We start from the raw sequence: 19273 nt of genomic DNA on the forward strand, positions 1-19273 counted from the left end.
CGAACTGCTTAACGCAGCTCGAGCACATCCTGCATGTCGTACAGGCCAGGCTCGCGCCCGTCCAGCCACAGCGCCGCACGCACGGCACCCTTGGCGAAGGTCATGCGGCTGGAGGCCTTGTGGGTGATCTCCACGCGCTCACCTTCGGCGGCGAACAGCACGGTATGGTCACCCACTACATCACCGGCACGCACGGTGGCAAAGCCGATGGTCTGGCGCTCACGTGCCCCGGTCTGCCCTTCGCGGCCATATACGGCCACTTCCTGCAGGTTACGCCCCAGCGCCTGGGCAACCACTTCACCCATGCGCAGCGCAGTGCCCGACGGCGCATCGACCTTGTGCCGGTGATGCGCCTCGAGGATTTCGATATCCACATCGTCACCCAGCACGCGCGCCGCGGTGTCCAGCAGCTTCAGGCACAGGTTGACGCCAACGCTGAAGTTGGCGGCAAAGACGATCGGGATTTCCTTGCCGGCGTCGACCAGCTGCTGCTTCTCTTCCGGCGTGAAGCCCGTGGTGCCGATGACCATGGCCTTGCCCGCCTTGCGGCAGAACGCCAGGTTTTTCAAAGTCACCGAAGGGTGGGTGAAGTCGATCAGCACGTCGAACTCATCGACCACCTTGGCCAGGTCGTCGGAAATTGGCACGCCGATACGGCCCAGGGCCGCCAGCTCACCGGCATCGGCCCCGACCAGCGTACTGTCGGGGCGGTCGATCGCCGCGGTCAGGCCAGCCTGTGGCGCCTGTTGCTGCACGGCTTCGACGAGGGTCTTGCCCATTCGCCCTGCCGCGCCCATCACTGCAATACGTCGCATAGCCTTATCCTTGTCAGAGGTCGCCGAAGAAGCGCTTCACGCCGTCGAACCAGCCACTGGCCTTGGGCGAGTGGGAGCTGTCGCCTTCCAGTGAATCACGCAGCTCTTCCAGCAGCTCGCGCTGGCGGCGACTGAGGTTGACCGGGGTTTCCACCGCCACCCGGCACAACAGGTCACCGGCACCACCACCGCGCACCGGGGCAACGCCCTTGCCGCGCAGGCGGAACTGCTTGCCGGTCTGGGTGCCTTCGGGGATCTTCAGCTTCACGCGGCCATCGAGCGTGGGCACTTCCAGTTCACCACCCAGGGCGGCATCAGTGAAGCTGATCGGCACTTCGCAGTACAGATGCTTGCCATCACGCTGGAAGATCTCGTGCTCACGCACGTTGATCACCACGTACAAGTCGCCGGTCGGGCCACCATGGGTACCCGCCTCGCCCTCGCCCGACAAGCGGATACGGTCGCCGGTGTCGACACCGGCCGGCACCTTGACCGACAGCGTCTTGTACTCTTCGACACGCCCTTCGCCGTGGCACGAAGGGCACGGGTCGGTGATGATCTTGCCCTGGCCATGGCAGCGCGGGCAGGTCTGCTGCACCGAGAAGAAGCCCTGCTGCATGCGTACCTGGCCGATACCGCCACAGGTCGGGCAGGTCGACGGCGTGGAGCCCTTCTTGGCACCGGAGCCGTCGCACGGCTGGCAGTTGACCAGGGTAGGCACACGGATGCTGACCGTGGTGCCACGCACCGCTTCTTCCAGGTTCAGCTCCAGGGTGTAGCGCAGGTCGCTGCCACGCTGGGCGCCGCCACGTCCACCGCCGCGGCCACCGCCGAAGAAGTCGCTGAACACATCGCCAAAGATATCGGAGAAGTTGGCGCCGCCGAAACCGGCACCACCGCCACCCATGCTCGGGTCCACGCCAGCATGACCATACTGGTCGAACGCCGCGCGCTTGCTCGCGTCAGACAGCACTTCGTAGGCCTCGTTGGCCTCCTTGAACTTGTCTTCCGACTCTTTGTCGCCGGGGTTGCGGTCAGGGTGGTACTTCATCGCCAGGCGGCGATAAGCCTTCTTGAGGTCAGCTTCGCTGGCGCCGCGCTCGACACCCAGGACCTCATAATAATCACGCTTGGACATAGGTCATTTGCACCTTGTTGGGCGTCTGGCATCTGCGCCACGCCATCAGCACCTGCCGTTTTGCCCACCGGGGCCGCTGACAGATGCTGTAAAGATTCTCGAATTCCAGATACGCCAACGCGGGAGCAAGCCCCCGCGCGGCGACATCCTACCAGCTCACCGGCAAACGACGGTGAACTGGCCGACAACATGCAGGGATTACTGCTTGTTGTTGTCTTTCACTTCTTCGAACTCGGCGTCAACCACGTCATCGTGCTTGGCTTCCGGCTCGGCGTGCTGCGCGCCACCCTGAGGCTGTTCGGCCGACTGCTCGGCGTACATCTTCTGGGCAACCGGTGCCGAAACCTTGGACAGCTCTTCGACCTTGGCGTCGATGGCAGCCTTGTCGTCGCCTTTGACAGCGGCTTCCAGGGCAACCACGGCAGCCTCGATGGCGGCTTTCTCTTCGGCGGTAACCTTGTCACCGGCGTCAGCGACCATCTTGCGGGTCGAGTGAACCAGCGCGTCACCCTGGTTACGGGCAGCAGCCAGCTCTTCGAACTTGCGGTCTTCCTCGGCGTTGGCCTCGGCGTCACGCACCATGCGCTCGATTTCTTCGTCCGACAGGCCGGAGTTGGCCTTGATCACGATCGACTGCGACTTGCCGGTGGCCTTGTCTTTCGCGCTGACGTGCAGGATGCCGTTGGCGTCGATGTCGAAGGTCACTTCGATCTGCGGCACGCCACGCGGAGCCGGCGGGATGTCAGCCAGGTCGAACTTGCCCAGCGACTTGTTCTGCGCAGCCTGCTTGCGCTCACCCTGCAGCACGTGAATGGTCACGGCAGCCTGGTTGTCGTCGGCAGTCGAGAACACCTGCGACTTCTTGGTCGGAATGGTGGTGTTCTTCTCGATCAGCGAAGTCATCACGCCGCCCATGGTTTCGATACCCAGGGTCAGCGGGCTGACGTCCAGCAGCAGTACGTCCTTCACGTCACCAGCCAGCACGGCGCCCTGGATGGCAGCACCCATGGCCACGGCTTCGTCCGGGTTGACGTCCTTGCGGGCTTCCTTGCCGAAGAAGTCGGCAACGGCTTTCTGTACCATCGGCATGCGGGTCTGGCCGCCGACCAGGATCACGTCGTCGATCTTGGCGACATCGATGCCAGCGTCCTTCAGGGCGATGCGGCACGGCTCGATGGTGCGCTGAACCAGGTCTTCGACCAGCGACTCCAGCTTGGCGCGGGAAATCTTCACGTTCAGGTGCTTCGGACCGGTCGCGTCTGCAGTGATGTACGGCAGGTTGACGTCGGTCGACTGCGAGGACGACAGCTCGATCTTGGCCTTCTCGGCAGCTTCCTTCAGGCGCTGCAGAGCCAGCGGATCGTTCTTCAGGTCCATGCCGGACTCTTTCTTGAACTCGTCGACGAGGTAGTCGATCAGGCGCATGTCGAAGTCTTCACCACCGAGGAAGGTGTCACCGTTGGTGGCCAGTACTTCGAACTGATGCTCACCGTCGACTTCGGCGATTTCGATGACCGACACGTCGAAGGTACCACCACCCAGGTCATAGACGATGACGGTGTGGTCGCCCTTGGCCTTGTCCATGCCGTAGGCCAGTGCAGCGGCGGTCGGTTCGTTGATGATGCGCTTCACGTCGAGGCCGGCGATGCGACCAGCGTCCTTGGTGGCCTGGCGCTGGCTGTCGTTGAAGTAGGCCGGAACGGTGATGACCGCTTCGGTAACCGGCTCGCCGAGGTAGTCTTCGGCGGTCTTCTTCATCTTCTTCAGGACTTCGGCGCTGATCTGCGGCGGCGCCATGTCCTTGCCGCTGGCCTGTACCCAGGCGTCACCATTGCTGGCCTTGACGATCTTGTATGGCACCAGCTTGATGTCTTTCTGCACGACGTCTTCTTCGAAGCGGCGGCCGATCAGGCGCTTCACTGCGAACAGGGTGTTGTGCGGGTTGGTCACAGCCTGGCGCTTGGCCGACTGACCAACCAGGATTTCGCCGTCGTTGGCGTAGGCCACGATCGAAGGGGTGGTACGCGCGCCTTCGGCGTTTTCGATGACCTTGACGTTACCGTTTTCCAGAACGGAGACGCACGAGTTGGTGGTCCCCAGGTCGATACCGATGATTTTGCCCATGTTAACTCTCCCGAAACTTGAATTTGGTAGCAGCGACTACTTTGGCCAACTGCGGTAATACTTGAAGGCTTGACACCTAGATGGGGATGCCCGGAAGGATTTCAAGCCTTTTCATCGATAGAGGGTTGTGGCGCGCTCGGCGCCTTGCTGACCACCACCATGGCGGGGCGCAGCAGACGGCCATTGAGCAGGTAACCCTTCTGGAATACGTTGAGCACGCTGTTCGGCTCGACTTCGGCGTTTTCCTGCATGGCCATGGCCTGATGATGCTCAGGGTTGAACGGCTGGCCGTGCGGGTCGATGGCTTCGAGGTTGTAGCGCTTGAGGGTGTCCTGGAACATCTTCAGGGTCAGCTCCACACCTTCGCGGATCTGCTTGACGTTCTCGTCATCGGCACTGGAGTGGGCCAGGGCCAGTTCCAGGCTGTCGATCACCGGCAGCAGGTCGCCGGAGAACTTCTCCAGGGCGAACTTGTGGGCCTTCTCGACATCCTGCTCGGCACGGCGACGCGCATTCTGTACATCGGCAACGGCGCGCAGCGCCTGGTCCTTGGCTGCGGCCAGCTGTTCCTCGAGCTCCAGAACACGGGCGTCAGCAGCATTGCCTGCACCGGCTTCTTCCACGTTAAGGTCTTTCTCGTTCAGCTGTTCATCAGCCATGGGGTCTCTCCTGCGCAAATTTGTGGACTGCGAGCCACGCTCGCCTTGGATGTCGGCTATATGGGGCCGGAAAAACCAGCTTCAAGGGGGCAAGGTGGTTTTCCGCCCGGCAACACAATCCGGCAAAGGGCATTGGCAGGCCTGAAAAAAGTACTGTATAAATAACCAGACCTGACTTTCGGGAGCTGCCCTCATGCTGGTGCACCTGTCCATTCACAACTACGCCATCGTCGAACACCTCGACCTCGAGATCGCCCGCGGCATGTCCGTCATCACCGGCGAAACCGGCGCCGGCAAATCGATCATGCTCGATGCCCTCGGCCTGGCCCTGGGCGACCGGGCCGACAGCGGCGTGGTACGCCCCGGCACGGACAAGGCAGACATCCTCGCCACCTTCGACCTGGTGGACATTCCCGAGGCCCATGCCTGGCTGGCCGAGCGCGACCTGGACAACGACGGCCTGTGCATCCTGCGCCGGGTAATCACCGCCGAAGGCCGCAGCCGCGGCTACATCAACGGCACGCCCTGCCCGCTCGGCGACCTCAAGGCGCTGGGCGAACTGCTGATCGACATTCACAGCCAGCATGAGCACCAGTCGCTGCTGAAGACCGACACCCATCGCCGCCTGCTCGACGAGTACGCCGGCGCTGTCGACCTGGCCCGCCAGGTGCAGCTGGCCGCCAAGCGCTGGAACCAGACCCGCCTGGAGCTCGAGCGCCTGTCCAATTCCGGCGACGAGCAACGCGCCCGCCACCAGCTGCTCAGCTACCAGCTGGAAGAGCTGGACAACCTCGGCCTGGGTGAGCACGAACTGGAGCAACTGGAGCAGGAACACAAGCAACTGACCAGCGCCGAAGCGCTGTTCGGCATCTGCCGCCAGGTCATCGACCAATGCAGCGAAAGCGACTCGGGCAACGTGCTCAGCGCCCTCACCGCCAGCCTCAACCGCCTGGGTGCCGCCATCCACGCGCCCAAGGCGCTGAGCGAGGCGGCCAACCTGATCGCCAGCGCGCAGATCCAGGTCGAGGAAGCCGTTGGCGAGCTCAACCGCTTCCTCGACAACTTCGACGCCGACCCCATGCGCCTGCAGGCCCTGGAAGAGCGCCTCGACACCATCTATACGCTGGCACGCAAACACCGCGTGCACCCCACCGAACTGCCCCATCTGCAGCAGCAGCTGATGGAAGAGCTGGAAAGCCTGAACGCCAGTGACGAATCGATCGAGCGGCTGGGCGAGGAGCTGGCTGCCTTCGCCCAGCACTATAAAGAGAAGGCCCGCGAGCTCAGCGCCCTGCGCCAGCAGGCCGCGCAACAGCTGGCAGTGGCCGTAGAGCAGGAAATCCAGCGACTGGGCATGCCCGGTGGGCGCTTCTGCATCGCCCTGACACCAAACGAGGGCACCGACCTGTCACCGCATGGCCTGGAGCAGATCGAACTGCTGGTCAGCGCCAACCCCGGCCAACCGCTCAAGGGCCTGGCCAAGGTCGCTTCGGGTGGCGAGCTGTCGCGTATCAGCCTGGCGATCCAGGTCATTACCGCGCAGACCTCGCGCATTCCCACGCTGGTGTTCGACGAAGTCGACGTCGGGATCGGTGGGCCGACTGCGGAAATCGTCGGCCAGCTGCTGCGCCGCCTGGGCGAACGCGGCCAGGTGCTGACCGTGACTCACCTGCCGCAGGTTGCTGCACAAGGGCACCATCACCTGTTCGTGCACAAGGTGCGTAACAGCGATACCACCCACACTGCCGTGACCAGCCTGGGCAAGCGCGAGCGGGTCGAGGAAGTGGCACGGATGCTCGGCGGCATCGACCTGACCAAGGAATCGCTGGCGCATGCGCGCAAGATGGTGGTAAGCGGCAAGGCCTGATGGCGCACCGCAGAAGCCCGCAACGCTTCAAGGCCAGAAAGCACAAAGGCGACCCGAAGGTCGCCTTTGTCATTCATAACGATAGAAAATCGTTACTTCTTCTTACGCACATACAAGACCAGATTGTGGTCCACCAGCTCATAGCCATGCTCGGCCACGATTTCGCGCTGACGCTTCTCGATCTCGGCATCCATGAACTCGATGACTTCGCTGGTATCCACGTTGACCATATGGTCGTGGTGGCCACCGTCAGCCAGTTCAAATACTGCGTGACCGCCGTCGAAGTTGTGGCGAACCACCAGACCCGCCGCTTCGAACTGGGTCAGTACGCGATAGACGGTGGCCAAGCCCACGTCTTCGCCAGCCTCCATCAGCGCCTTGTAGACATCCTCGGCGCTCATGTGACGCTGCTCGGTCGAGTCGAGCATCTGTAGGATCTTGACTCGAGGCAGGGTCACCTTGAGACCGGCTTTGCGCAATTCGCTATTTTCAACCATGGTCAGCTTTCTCGCCGATGCTGCTTCGCAGCTTCTCTTAATACGGGTATGATCGGGGTTTACGTTGTCCAGCCAAGATAGTGGAAGTCGCCCACCGATGCAAAACACCAAGCTCTTGCTAAACAGCCTCGCCCTCGCGGGACTGCTCGCACTCGCCGGTTGCTCGTTTCCCGGGGTTTACAAAATCGACATCCAGCAGGGCAATGTCGTTACGCAAGACATGATAGACCAATTGCGCCCCGGAATGACCCGTCGGCAAGTAAGGTTTATCATGGGTAACCCGCTGATCCAGGACACCTTCAACACCAATCGCTGGGATTACCTGTACAGCATTCAGCCAGGCGGCGGCAAACGTCAGCAGGAACGCATGAGTGTGTTCTTCAATGACAGCGACCAGCTGGTCAGCCTCTCCGGTGACTTCATGCCAGGCGTCAGCCGCGACCAGGAAATCCTCGGCGGCAGCGGCGATACCACGGTCAGCCCGGCCAACCAGCCAGCGCAGCCAACCGTGCAGCCAGAAGAAAAACCAGCCAAGCCAGGTTCGGTGGAAGAGTCCATCCAGCGCGAGATCGACACCATCGAGACCACCCCGGTGCCAACCCCCGCACCGCTGGAAACCTCGCCCCAGTAAGCGGCGAGCAGGTACAAAAAAGCCCGGACCAGGTCCGGGCTTTTTATTGCCGCTTTTTCAATCAGCTATTCAGCTGCTTGGCACGCTGGCAGAACGCATCGACCAGGGTGTTGGCCGCCTGGTTGAACAACGGGCCCAGCGTGGCGCGGACGATCGGCCCGGCGTAATCAAAGGACAGGTCGAGGCTGATCTTGCAGGCCTTTTCACCCAGCGGCTTGAACACCCAAAGGCCATGCAACTGGGTGAATGGCCCCTCCTCGAGGTTCATCTCGATGGACTGCCCCGGCACCAGTACATTACGCGTGACGAACTGCTGGCTCATGCCGCCCTTGGCCACTTCCAGCTTGGCGCGCATTTGCGTGTCGCTGGCTTCAAGTACCGTGGAGTCAGAGCACCAGGGCAGGAAATCCGGGTAGCTGGCGACATCATTGACCAGGTCATACAGCGCCTTGGCGGGGTATGGCAGCAGGGCGGAGCGTTGAATATGGGTAGTCATCCAGGCGTCACTTCCAGGGCTGGGTGGCGGTGCTTCGCAGCGTGCCGAAAACAGTTTGTGTAGCTATGACAGCGTTCGTATTGTCCGGTATTCATTCCGGTGGCTCAAGCACACCGAAATCCCATAGCGGACGACGCGCCGTCTTGCCTATAATGCCGCCCCTATGGCTAAGCAAAAAAAACATCCGACCGGGACCATCGCGCAAAACAAGAAGGCGCGACACGATTACTTCATCGAACACAAGTTCGAGGCCGGGCTGGTCCTGTCCGGCTGGGAAGTAAAAAGCCTGCGAGCCGGCAAGGCGCACCTGACCGACAGCTACGTACTGCTGAAGGACGGTGAAGCCTGGCTGTTCGGCAGCCACATCACCCCGCTGACCACGGCCAGCACCCACGTCATCGCCGACCCTATCCGTACACGCAAGCTGCTGCTGAACAAGCGCGAGCTCGAGCGGCTGGAAGCGGCCGTGGCGCAAAAAGGCTACACCTGTGTGGCCCTGGCGCTGTACTGGAGCAAGCACCTGATCAAGTGCGAAATCGCACTGGGCAAGGGCAAGAAGGAATACGACAAGCGCGACACCATGCGCGAGCGCGATTCCAACCGCGAGCTGCAGCGGGCTGTGCGCAACAAGGGCAAGGGAGACTAACCTCCCCACCCGGCAACACGGTGGGTGTAGGAGCGGCCTCGTGTCGCGATGGGGTGCGAAGCAGCCCCAGGGCATCGGTCATCGGCCGAAGTAGCTGGGGCTGCTTTGCAGCCTATCGCGACGCAAGGCCGCTCCCACACCAAGCCTGAAGACATCGCGTCAGCGCCCGCTCCGCCGCTCCGCCCGCGCTACCCGCTGCGCTTCTTCCTGCGCCTCTTCCAGCACCTCCTGCACATACAGAATGTGCCGGCTGGACACTTCCCGCGCATCGTCCGCCCTGCCCTCGACAATCGCCAGGTACAGCTCCCGATGCTGGCTGATCAGCATGTCACGGGTCTCGACCCGCTGCTGGTACATGCCACCGATGTTGGTCACCACGTTGCGCTTGAGCAAATCGAACAAACCACGAATGGTGTGCAACAGCACGGCGTTATGGCTGGCCTCGGCAATCGCCAGGTGGAAGCGTGCATCGGCTGCGCCCTCTTCTACCCGGGTCACTTCATCGGCCCGGGCATAGCAGTCCTGCAACGCATCGAAGGCCGCCTTCAGCCGCGCCCGGTCTGGCTCGGTGGCACGCTGGGCGGCGTAATAGGCGCAGGACGCCTCCAGGGTATGGCGAAACTCGAGCAGGTCACGCTGCGCCTCGGCGCTGTGCTCGAGCAATTGCAGCAACGGGTCGCTGAAAGTGGACCCCAGCGCCTCGGCGACAAAATTGCCCCCGCCCTGGCGACTGACCAGCAACCCCTTGGCCACCAGCTTCTGGATCGCCTCACGCAGTGACGGGCGGGACACACCGAACTGTTCGGCAAGGACGCGTTCGGCCGGCAGCCGCTGCCCGGAGGTCAGCGTGCCTTCCAGAATCATCCCCTCCAACCGATCGACGATGTCGTCGGACAGGCGCCGCTGGCGGACCTGATCAAAAACCATCACATGTTCTCCCCAAACCCCCGGCAGATTTCCGGAGGCCTCTATTCTCGCCGATCCAGGGCTGCACAAACACCATCAGCCAGCGATTTTCCCGGCTCATCAGATGCCCGCTCATCGGCACTCGACCAAAGTTTTGCACAGGACAAATTGACACATCCATAACAGCGCTTTTAACCTAGCGACCAGTCATTGTAAATTGGTCTTACCAATTATCCAATGCCAGTGCCTGACCAACAACAATTAGGGGCCACCCCATATGCAAACCTGGCAACAATTCTATAGCCCGCTTGGTAGTCTCGGCCTGTCCGCACTGGCGGCGGTCATCCCCATCGTGTTCTTCTTCCTTGCCCTGGCCGTGTTCCGCCTCAAAGGCCACGTGGCCGGCAGCATCACCCTCGCATTGTCGATCCTGGTGGCAATCTTTGCCTTCCAGATGCCCGTCGACATGGCATTCGCCGCCGCGGGGTACGGCTTCCTCTATGGCCTCTGGCCAATCGCCTGGATCATCGTTGCCGCGGTGTTCCTGTACAAGCTCACGGTCAAGAGCGGCCAGTTCGAAGTGATCCGCAGCTCGGTGCTGTCGATTACCGACGACCAGCGCCTGCAAGTGCTGCTGATCGGCTTCTGCTTCGGTGCCTTCCTGGAAGGTGCGGCGGGCTTTGGCGCACCGGTGGCAATTACTGCCGCGCTGCTGGTGGGCCTGGGCTTCAACCCGCTGTACGCCGCCGGCCTGTGCCTGATCGCCAACACCGCGCCCGTGGCCTTCGGCGCCCTGGGCATTCCGATCATCGTGGCCGGCCAGGTCACCGGCATCGACGCTTTCCACATTGGCGCCATGACCGGTCGCCAACTGCCGCTGCTGTCGCTGTTCGTGCCGTTCTGGCTGGTATTCATGATGGACGGCCTGCGCGGCGTGAAGGAAACCTGGCCTGCCGCCCTGGTTGCCGGCCTGAGCTTCGCCGTTACCCAGTACTTCACCTCGAACTTCATCGGCCCGGAGCTGCCGGACATCACCTCGGCCCTGGCCAGCCTGATCGCCCTGACCCTGTTCCTCAAAGTCTGGCAGCCCAAGCGCGCGTTCGCCGAAGCCAAAGCCAGCGTGGGCGCCGCCGTGGTGCAGCCAAGTGGCAGCCAGCCAAGCCCCTACAGCCTTGGCGAGATCTTCAAGGCCTGGTCGCCGTTCCTGATCCTCACCGTACTGGTCACCATCTGGACCCTGAAACCGTTCAAGGCGGCCTTCGCGGCGGGCGGCTCGATGTACAACTTCGTGTTCAACTTCGCCATCCCGCACCTCGACCAGCTGGTGATCAAGGCCGCGCCGATCGTGGCTGCGCCAACCGCCATGCCGGCGGTGTTCAAGCTGGACCCGATCTCCGCCACCGGCACCGCGATCTTCCTCTCGGCGCTGATCTCCATGGCGGTGCTGAAGATCAACTTCAAAACTGGTCTGACCACTTTCAAGGAAACCTTCTGGGAACTGCGCTGGCCGATCCTGTCGATCGGCATGGTGCTGGCCTTCGCCTTCGTCACCAACTACTCGGGCATGTCCTCGACCATGGCCCTGGTGCTGGCCGGTACCGGCGCGGCGTTCCCGTTCTTCTCGCCGTTCCTCGGCTGGCTGGGCGTGTTCCTGACCGGCTCGGACACCTCGTCCAACGCCCTGTTCAGCTCGCTGCAAGCCACCACCGCGCACCAGATCGGGGTCAACGACACCTTGCTGGTGGCTGCCAACACCAGTGGCGGGGTAACCGGCAAGATGATTTCGCCGCAGTCGATCGCCGTGGCCTGCGCCGCCACCGGCCTGGTCGGCAAGGAATCCGACCTGTTCCGCTTCACCGTCAAGCACAGCCTGTTCTTCGCCACCATCGTCGGCCTGATCACCCTGATCCAGGCCTACTGGCTGACCGGCATGCTGGTCCATCACTAAAGTGAAAGGGGCCGGGCGCCCTGGTGCGCCCGGCAATCCCCACAAGCAACGCTGCGAGAATCCATGATCATTTCTGCCTCTACCGACTATCGCGCCGCGGCCCAACGCAAGCTGCCTCCTTTCCTGTTCCACTATGCCGACGGCGGCGCCTACGCCGAGCACACCCTGCGCCACAACGTTTCCGACCTGGCCGGCATCGCCCTGCGCCAGCGCGTACTGAAGAACATGTCCGAGCTCAGCCTCGAGACCCGCCTGTTCGACGAAACCCTGAGCATGCCGGTGGCCCTGGCCCCGGTCGGCCTCACCGGCATGTACGCCCGCCGTGGCGAAGTGCAGGCGGCGCGCGCGGCGGCGGCGCATGGCATTCCGTTCACCATGTCGACCGTGTCGGTGTGCCCGATCGAAGAAGTGGCGCCGGCCATCGACCGGCCGATGTGGTTCCAGCTGTACGTGCTCAAAGACCGCGGCTTCATGCGCAATGCCCTGGAGCGGGCCAAGGCTGCCGGGGTCAAGACCCTGGTGTTCACCGTCGACATGCCCACCCCCGGCGCCCGCTACCGCGATGCCCACTCCGGCATGAGCGGCAAGCACGGCCCGCTGCGCCGCGTGCTGCAGGCCATGACCCACCCCGAGTGGGCGTGGGATGTCGGCGTGATGGGCCGCCCGCACGACCTGGGCAATATCTCCACCTACCGTGGCAACCCTACCGGCCTGGCCGATTACATCGGCTGGCTGGCCAACAACTTCGACCCGTCGATTTCGTGGAAAGACCTGGAGTGGATCCGCGACTTCTGGGACGGCCCGATGATCATCAAGGGCATCCTCGATGCCGATGATGCCCGCGATGCGGTCAGGTTCGGTGCCGACGGCATTGTCGTGTCCAACCATGGCGGCCGTCAGCTCGACGGCGTGCTGTCCAGCGCCCGTGCCCTGCCGGCGATTGCCGACGCGGTCAAAGGTGAACTGAAGATCCTGGCTGACTCGGGCATCCGCAGCGGCCTCGACGTGGTGCGCATGATCGCCCTGGGCGCCGACACCGTGCTGATCGGCCGCGCCTTCCTCTACGCCTTGGCCGTACACGGCCAGGCCGGGGTGAAGAACCTGCTGGAGCTGTTCGAGAAGGAAATGCGCGTGGCCATGGTGCTGACCGGTGCCAAGTCGATCAGCGAGATCACCCGCGACTCGCTGGTACGCGAACTGGGCGCCTGACGCCTGCAAGAACGACCGCCTGATTGACCCGGGGCATGTGGCGCACAGATGCCACAGCCCCGCGAGGAGACTGCATGAGCCTGCCTGCCGCGTTCCTGCGTGATGCCGAGCGCCTGATCCCCGCCGAACGCCGTTTCGACGACCCCACCGCCACCCTGGCCTTCGGCACCGACGCCAGCTTCTATCGGCTGATTCCCAAACTGGTGGTACGCGTCGAGAGCGAGGACGAAGTGGTCGGCCTGATCAAGCTGGCCCAGCGCGAGCGGGTGCCGGTCACCTTCCGCGCCGCCGGCACCAGCCTGTCCGGCCAGGCCATCAGCGACTCGGTGCTGATCGTGCTCGGTGATAACTGGAACGGTCGCGAAATCCGCGGCCAGGGCGAGCAGATCCGCCTGCAGCCAGGGGTCATCGGCGCCCAGGCCAACGCCTGGCTGGCCCCGTTCGGGCGCAAGATCGGCCCCGACCCGGCCTCGATCAACGCCTGCAAGATCGGCGGTATCGTCGCCAACAATGCCAGTGGCATGTGCTGCGGTACCGCGCAGAACACCTACCACACCCTGGCCGGCCTGCGCCTGGTGCTGGCCGACGGCACGCGCCTGGACAGCGAAGACCCGGCCAGTGTCGCCGCCTTCGAAGCCAGCCACGCCGAACTGCTGGAAGCGCTGGCCCGCCTCGGCCGCGAGACCCGTGCCAACACCGCGCTGGCCGAGCGCATCCGGCACAAGTACCGGCTGAAGAACACCACCGGCCTGTCGCTGAATGCGCTGGTCGACTACGACCAACCGCTGGACATCCTGCAGCACCTGCTGGTCGGCTCCGAAGGCACCCTCGGTTTCATCAGCGCAGTCACCTACAACACCGTGCCCGACCACCCGCACAAGGCCAGCGCCTTGCTGGTGTTCCCCAGCGTCGAAAGCTGCTGCCGCGCGGTGCCCGTGCTCAAGCAGCAACCGGTTTCGGCGGTAGAACTGCTCGACCGCCGCAGCCTGCGCTCGGTACAGAACATGCCTGGCATGCCGCTGTGGGTAAAAGGCCTGTCGGACAACGCCTGCGCCCTGCTGATCGAATCCCGCGCCGCCAGCCAGAGCCTGCTGCACGAACAGTTGCAACAGGTAATGGCCGCGATCGCTGAGTTCCCGCTGGAACAGCAGGTCGACTTCAGCGAAGACCCGGCCGTGTACAACCAGTTGTGGAAAATCCGCAAGGACACCTTCCCCGCCGTCGGCGCCGTGCGCCAGACCGGCACCACGGTGATCATCGAAGACGTCACCTTCCCGGTCGAGCAGTTGGCCGAAGGCGTCAACCGCCTGATCCAGCTGTTCGACAAGCACCGCTATGACGAAGCGATCATTTTTGGCCATGCGCTGGAAGGCAACCTGCATTTCGTCTTCACCCAGGGCTTCAACAGCGCCGAGGAAGTCGCCCGTTACCAGGCGTTCATGGACGATGTGGCACAGCTGGTGGCGGTGGAGTTCGGCGGTTCGCTCAAGGCCGAGCATGGCACCGGGCGCAACATGGCGCCGTTCGTCGAGCTGGAATGGGGCAGTGACGCCTACCAGCTGATGTGGAAACTCAAGCGCCTGCTCGACCCCAACGGCATCCTCAACCCCGACGTGGTGCTGAGCGAAGACCCGGACATCCACCTGAAGAACCTCAAGCCGCTGCCCGCCGCCGACGAGATCGTCGACAAGTGCATCGAGTGCGGTTTCTGCGAGCCGGTGTGCCCGTCCAAGGGACTGACCCTCAGCCCGCGCCAACGCATCGTCATGTGGCGTGACATCCAGGCCAAGCAACGCGCCGGCATCGACACCCGGGAACTGCGCCGGACCTACCAGTACCAAGGCATCGATACCTGCGCCGCCACCGGCCTGTGCGCCCAGCGCTGCCCGGTGGGCATCAACACCGGCGAGCTGGTGAAGAAACTGCGCAGCCAGGCCGCTGACCACGCCAAGGCCGCTGACTGGCTGGCCGACAACTTCCACGCCGCCCTCGGCGGCGCGCGCCTGACCCTGACGGCCGCCAACACTGCGCGCAAGCTGCTCGGTGCCCCGCGCCTGGGCCGCTTGAGTGCCACGTTGAGCAAGGCCAGCAAAGGCCGCCTGCCGCAGTGGACCCCGGCCATGCCGCAACCCCTGCGCCCGCTGCCCTTCGGCCCGGCCAGCCACGACGCCCGCCCGCGCGTGGTGTACCTGGCGGCCTGCGTTTCACGGGTGATGGGCCCGGCCTATGCCGACCGCGAGCAAAGCTCGCTGCTGGACAAGACCCGCGCTCTGCTGGAAAAGGCCGGCTACCAGGTGGTGTTTCCCGACAACGCCGACAGCCTGTGCTGCGGCCAGCCGTTCGCCTCCAAGGGCTACCCCGAGCAGGCCGAACACAAGCGCCAGGAGCTGATCAATGCCCTGCTGCACGCCAGCCGCGGTGGCCTCGACCCGATCTATTGCGACACCAGCCCGTGCACCCTGCGCCTGGTCCAGGACCTGGGCGAAAGCCGGCTGGACCTGTACGACCCGGTGCGCTTCATCCGCACCCATCTGCTCGACCGCCTGGAGTTCACCCCCCAGGACGAGCCGGTGGCCGTGCACGTGACCTGCAGCACCCAGCACCTGGGTGAAAGCCAGGCGCTGATCGACCTGGCGCGGCGTTGCAGCAAGCAGGTGGTGATCCCCGAAGGCATCCATTGCTGCGGCTTTGCCGGCGACAAAGGCTTCACCACCCCCGAGCTCAACGCCCACTCGCTGCGCAGCCTGAAGGACGCGGTGCAGTATTGCAGCGAAGGCATCTCCACCAGCCGTACCTGCGAGATCGGGCTGTCCAGCCACAGCGGCATCGACTACCACGGCCTGGTCTACCTGGTAGACCGCGTCACCCGCCCGCGCCGTATCTGAGCGTTTACGCAATCCAGCGGCCGCTGCAATCTGTGTGGGAGCGGGCATGCCCGCGAACACCGGCGCAGCCGGTGCCATACACCGCGGTGTCTGTTTCGCGGGCACGCCCGCTCCCACAGATATTGCTCCGGCTTTGGGCCCACGCTGTACCTGTGGGAGCGGGTTCACCCGCAACACCGGCAAAGCCGGTGCCATCCCCTTCATTTCACCCCGCCACCATCCCGACGGAACCCTCGCCAATCCCCCGCAGTCCACCTTACAGGCCCAACTTCCAGAGGCCCCAGAGGAGACTCCCATGAAAGGTACCGCGCTTTCGGCCCTGTTCGCGGCCGCCACCCTGCTGGCTTCACCGGTGTTTGCCGCCGACGACCTCTGCGCCACCAACCTGCAGAAGATCGACGACAACATGGCCACCGCCGGCGCCACTTCCGAGGGCCTGGACAAGGCCATCACCGAGCACGTCGACAAGGCCAAGGCTGCCCAGGCCGCAGGTAACACCAAGGAATGCATCGCCATCACCAGCAAGGTGCTGGAGCGCCTGGAAAAAACCGAGAAAGGCAGCGGCAGCAGCAGCGGCAGCGGCTCGTGACGCCGAGCGCGGGCGACGGGCCCTGCTGTCGACGTCGCCCGCACAATGGCGTATACTCCGCCTCACGTACCGTAAGGTGCGTTAGCTTAGAGCTAGTGTGGGGCCGATTAGGATTCGACGCCGGTAGCGAAACTCTAGGTGCATGCCGAGTTGGTAACAGAACTCGTAAATCCACTGTTGCAACTTTCTATAGTTGCCAATGACGAAAACTACGAGGGCTACGCTCTCGCTGCGTAAGCAGCTGAGCCCGCTCTCCTGGTAGCTTCGGCTCCAGCAATCATCAGGGGATGCCTGTAAACCCGAAATGATTGTCATACAGAACAGGATCGTCGTGTAGCACGTTGGGGGCAAAGCGACTAAAACTTACCCAACTCGTCCAAAGCACCCTGCCCGTCGGGCGGCTGCGGATTAACTCAGTAGACACGGCTAAGCATGTAGTACCGACAGCGGAGTACTGGCGGACGGGGGTTCAAATCCCCCCGGCTCCACCAAATTCCAGAAAAAAGACGCCCTAGGGCGTCTTTTTTGTTTTTCACGGATTGCCGGGAAAGTCATTCTTGATCTTCATGAAAGAATTCACTGTCCCGGTAGCCGTAAGCCATCCGGTTGATTGCCTTGATCCCGGTTGATAATCCCTCCAACTGTCCGCTGTGCATGGGCCATCGCACACCCTTTTCAGTATGCCGCGCCAGTATCCTTCAGCCGTCTAGCAAACTGCTTCAGTGCTGGTATTTCGCTTTCATTAAACCAAGCGCAACCATTGTTTCCAGGCTGATCACCAGCCCCAAGCGGTGGTAGACGACCCGCAGGCTTTGAGCTCTGCCTGCAACAGATAAACAGTCATCAGCGATTGGTTAGCTGCCAGAAAATCCTGCGGATGTACCTGCTGATCTTCTCGCCTGAGATCTTCAGGGTTACGCAGTAGAAGTCACCGCGCTTGCTTGATCACCTTGCGGGCGTCATGGCGCAGGCGGTTGGCTTCATCGACCTTTCCCCGGTCAATCACCTCTCATCCATACTTGGCGACCACATGAAACAGATCATAGACCACGCATGCTCAAGGGCAGTGTTGGCGCACCTCTAGGTCAAATGCGGTGTTCATGTTCATTGCCACTGCTTCGATTCGTGCGCAACCCTCCGCCCACAGCTCTTAAAAAAGGGGGCTGACAGCCGCTCGGCCACGCCCTTCGTCAACCCACAGCACCCGGCGCGTATCGGCATCCAGCGCCACGCTGGCGTAGCGATGCGCTTTGAACAGAGCAAACTCATCCATCACCAAGCGCCTGGACTGAGTCTTTCGTAGCTTCTCCAGTGCGACTTGTAGCGCCCGTCGCTCCAGCAAGCGCACACTGTCCCAATGCAAACCAAACAGCTCGGCAATGTGCGGGGTTGGCCGTCTATGGCAAGCCTTGATCACGGCTTCGGCAAAGAGCCTAGTCATCCGCGAATAGCGAACAAGCCAACGGACTGCCTCCATTCGCTTGCCGCATACGCTGCAGCCAACGCGCCGCAGTTCCACATTCAATCGCACCGCCCGGCCAAGAATGGGCAGGTCACCGATTGAGCGGCAGTATTCATGGATGGTGGTGCTGGGCTGGTGATAGCCACTGCAGATGGGAGATCTGGTGGACTGCGGAATCAGGTCCATCAACAAGTCATTACCTCCATGCCGCATCGCAGTGACAGAAAAGCCCTTCCAAAAGGGCAGGGACGTATTAATATCGTGTACAAGAACGGCGGTTTGGAGATGTATTTGCTCGCACGGAGATTATCCATCAAACTGGCGTTATTGTTTCTGTCTTTCCCGGGATTCCGTGAAGAACCACATTTTTGGCCTGGCCGCTAGAGCAGCCAGAGTTGCCTGTTGCTCCTCGGGCCTGAACGGATCCACATCATGAAGCCTTCACCAGTCTGATCTTGCAGCTTCACGCTGGCGCGGCTGCTCAGCGCCAGGCGCTGGCGAAACAGTAGCAGCCGAACAGGCTTTACAAAACATCGACACCAAACTTACCAAGGAGAATTATTGTTTGCGTCGTGCTATTTCTGATGGCAATCGCCGGTTTCGGCGCGCGGGCACTTGTTCAGCTACAGCCACTGCTGGCGACAGCCCGGTACCGTCGGCGCCACCGACTGAGAAAGCAAGCACCATCGAACTAGCTCCAGCTGCTGGACGAAGCACTCTTGATATTCAAGCCGGGATCATCGATAACGGAGCAGCCGTGAAGGCGCTGCAACATTATGTCGATCGGAAATGCTTAGCGAAAGATAGGAGCACCAAATTGACCAACACTTCTAGCCTTCAGAGGGCTCAGTCCATCGCAACGATGCTGTCTGCCGTAGCCATCCCGCTGGTGATTGCAGTAATAGGTAATTCCGTTCAGCAGACCATCGCTGAAAATGGAATCAAAAAAGACTACTTAGCAATAGCTATAAACATCCTGCAGGAAGGTAGTGAGAAATCTCATCCAGACATGAAGGCGTGGGCTACTGCAGTCGTGTCAGAATATTCACCCGTTCCATTTTCGGCAGGCGCAAAAGAAAAGCTTGGTGAGACCCTCTCCAATATGGCTCCTCTGCCAAAACTACCTAACTCAGCAAGACAGGCTGACTTACTACATTGCGAGTCAGGGTGTTTGTCCTACGTAACTGACAAAATGGCTACCTGGACGTTGAAGCTGTCTCAAGCTGGTGCAAGCAATGGCTTGGATTTGATGACAACAATTCTTGATGAGTCAGTCAAGATGAACAAAGAGCTAGCGGAAGCTCATGATAAGTCAAAAGTCGCTGGAGACGCTTGTGTTGCAATTTATGAGGGGATCCGGAATCAACCTTGATTGCACCAGCAGGAGCCCTGCCGTCGTGG

15 protein-coding genes, 1 other RNA gene and 1 pseudogene are annotated in these 19273 nt (G+C 62.2%); 9 read left to right on the forward strand and 8 right to left on the reverse strand.

Translation table 11 applies throughout. The annotated features are described in order from the left end of the window. Positions 1-8: 8 nt before the first annotated feature. The 4 genes from dapB to grpE form a co-directional block, all read right to left on the reverse strand. The gene (gene dapB / locus ACLEJP_RS22275; RefSeq protein ID WP_170032760.1) at positions 9-815 is read right to left on the reverse strand and encodes a 4-hydroxy-tetrahydrodipicolinate reductase; all 807 of its coding nucleotides are present in this window, start codon (positions 813-815) and stop codon (positions 9-11) included. A 13-nt stretch (positions 816-828) separates the two neighbouring features. Further along, positions 829-1953, reverse strand: coding sequence for a molecular chaperone DnaJ (gene dnaJ / locus ACLEJP_RS22280; RefSeq protein ID WP_225779319.1), 1125 nt, complete (start codon positions 1951-1953; stop codon positions 829-831). A gap of 198 nt (positions 1954-2151) precedes the next feature. After that, a complete protein-coding gene (gene dnaK, locus ACLEJP_RS22285; RefSeq protein WP_225779320.1) occupies positions 2152-4077 on the reverse strand; it encodes a molecular chaperone DnaK in 1926 nt (641 codons plus the stop codon). Positions 4078-4178: 101 nt separating this feature from the next. Further along, on the reverse strand, positions 4179-4736 hold the full coding sequence (gene grpE, locus ACLEJP_RS22290; RefSeq protein WP_170032766.1) for a nucleotide exchange factor GrpE: 558 nt from the start codon (positions 4734-4736) through the stop codon (positions 4179-4181). Between the two features lie 193 nt (positions 4737-4929). On the opposite strand from grpE, the gene recN reads away from it, so the two are divergent. Then, positions 4930-6603: a DNA repair protein RecN gene (gene recN, locus ACLEJP_RS22295; RefSeq protein WP_440809966.1), complete on the forward strand. Its 1674-nt coding sequence runs from the start codon at positions 4930-4932 to the stop codon at positions 6601-6603. A 92-nt stretch (positions 6604-6695) separates the two neighbouring features. Here recN and fur read toward each other — a convergent pair whose 3' ends face one another. Then, positions 6696-7100 carry a ferric iron uptake transcriptional regulator gene (gene fur, locus ACLEJP_RS22300; RefSeq protein ID WP_012274258.1) on the reverse strand — a complete coding sequence of 135 codons (405 nt, stop codon included), beginning with the start codon at positions 7098-7100 and terminating at the stop codon, positions 6696-6698. Positions 7101-7197: 97 nt separating this feature from the next. Between fur and ACLEJP_RS22305 the strand changes: the two genes are divergently transcribed. Further along, positions 7198-7731, forward strand: a complete 534-nt coding sequence (locus ACLEJP_RS22305) for an outer membrane protein assembly factor BamE (RefSeq protein WP_440809969.1) — start codon at positions 7198-7200, stop codon at positions 7729-7731. 61 nt (positions 7732-7792) lie between these two features. On the opposite strand, the gene ACLEJP_RS22310 is transcribed toward ACLEJP_RS22305, so the two are convergent. Continuing rightward, entirely contained in the window at positions 7793-8227 is a 435-nt protein-coding gene (locus ACLEJP_RS22310) for a type II toxin-antitoxin system RatA family toxin (RefSeq protein ID WP_186672852.1), read from the reverse strand. 163 nt (positions 8228-8390) lie between these two features. Here ACLEJP_RS22310 and smpB point away from each other — a divergent pair, with 163 nt between their 5' ends. Next, complete coding sequence (gene smpB, locus ACLEJP_RS22315) at positions 8391-8873, forward strand: SsrA-binding protein SmpB (RefSeq protein WP_406820015.1); 483 nt, start codon at positions 8391-8393, stop codon at positions 8871-8873. 159 nt (positions 8874-9032) lie between these two features. Here the strand turns inward: smpB and ACLEJP_RS22320 are convergent, their stop codons facing one another. Then, positions 9033-9800: an FCD domain-containing protein gene (locus tag ACLEJP_RS22320; protein WP_225779324.1), complete on the reverse strand. Its 768-nt coding sequence runs from the start codon at positions 9798-9800 to the stop codon at positions 9033-9035. A gap of 256 nt (positions 9801-10056) precedes the next feature. Between ACLEJP_RS22320 and ACLEJP_RS22325 the strand changes: the two genes are divergently transcribed. From ACLEJP_RS22325 to ssrA, 5 genes are all read left to right on the forward strand, one after another. Beyond that, a complete protein-coding gene (locus ACLEJP_RS22325; RefSeq protein ID WP_440809973.1) occupies positions 10057-11727 on the forward strand; it encodes a lactate permease LctP family transporter in 1671 nt (556 codons plus the stop codon). Between the two features lie 63 nt (positions 11728-11790). Further along, positions 11791-12936, forward strand: coding sequence for an FMN-dependent L-lactate dehydrogenase LldD (gene lldD, locus ACLEJP_RS22330; RefSeq protein WP_225779326.1), 1146 nt, complete (start codon positions 11791-11793; stop codon positions 12934-12936). A 74-nt stretch (positions 12937-13010) separates the two neighbouring features. Beyond that, a complete protein-coding gene (locus tag ACLEJP_RS22335; RefSeq protein WP_440809977.1) occupies positions 13011-15821 on the forward strand; it encodes an FAD-binding and (Fe-S)-binding domain-containing protein in 2811 nt (936 codons plus the stop codon). Positions 15822-16116: 295 nt separating this feature from the next. Next, the gene (locus tag ACLEJP_RS22340; RefSeq protein ID WP_440809980.1) at positions 16117-16410 is read left to right on the forward strand and encodes a hypothetical protein; all 294 of its coding nucleotides are present in this window, start codon (positions 16117-16119) and stop codon (positions 16408-16410) included. A 99-nt stretch (positions 16411-16509) separates the two neighbouring features. After that, positions 16510-16901: a transfer-messenger RNA gene (ssrA, locus tag ACLEJP_RS22345) on the forward strand. A 41-nt stretch (positions 16902-16942) separates the two neighbouring features. Here the strand turns inward: ssrA and ACLEJP_RS22350 are convergent. Then, positions 16943-18085, reverse strand: a pseudogene (locus ACLEJP_RS22350) (ISL3 family transposase). Positions 18086-18437: 352 nt separating this feature from the next. Between ACLEJP_RS22350 and ACLEJP_RS22355 the strand changes: the two are divergent. Beyond that, a complete protein-coding gene (locus ACLEJP_RS22355) occupies positions 18438-19244 on the forward strand; it encodes a DUF2514 family protein (protein ID WP_440809983.1) in 807 nt (268 codons plus the stop codon). The last annotated feature ends 29 nt before the right edge of the window (positions 19245-19273 follow it).

The organism is Pseudomonas sp. SMV7 (assembly GCF_052041995.1).
In the GTDB taxonomy this organism is placed as follows: Bacteria; Pseudomonadota; Gammaproteobacteria; order Pseudomonadales; family Pseudomonadaceae; genus Aquipseudomonas.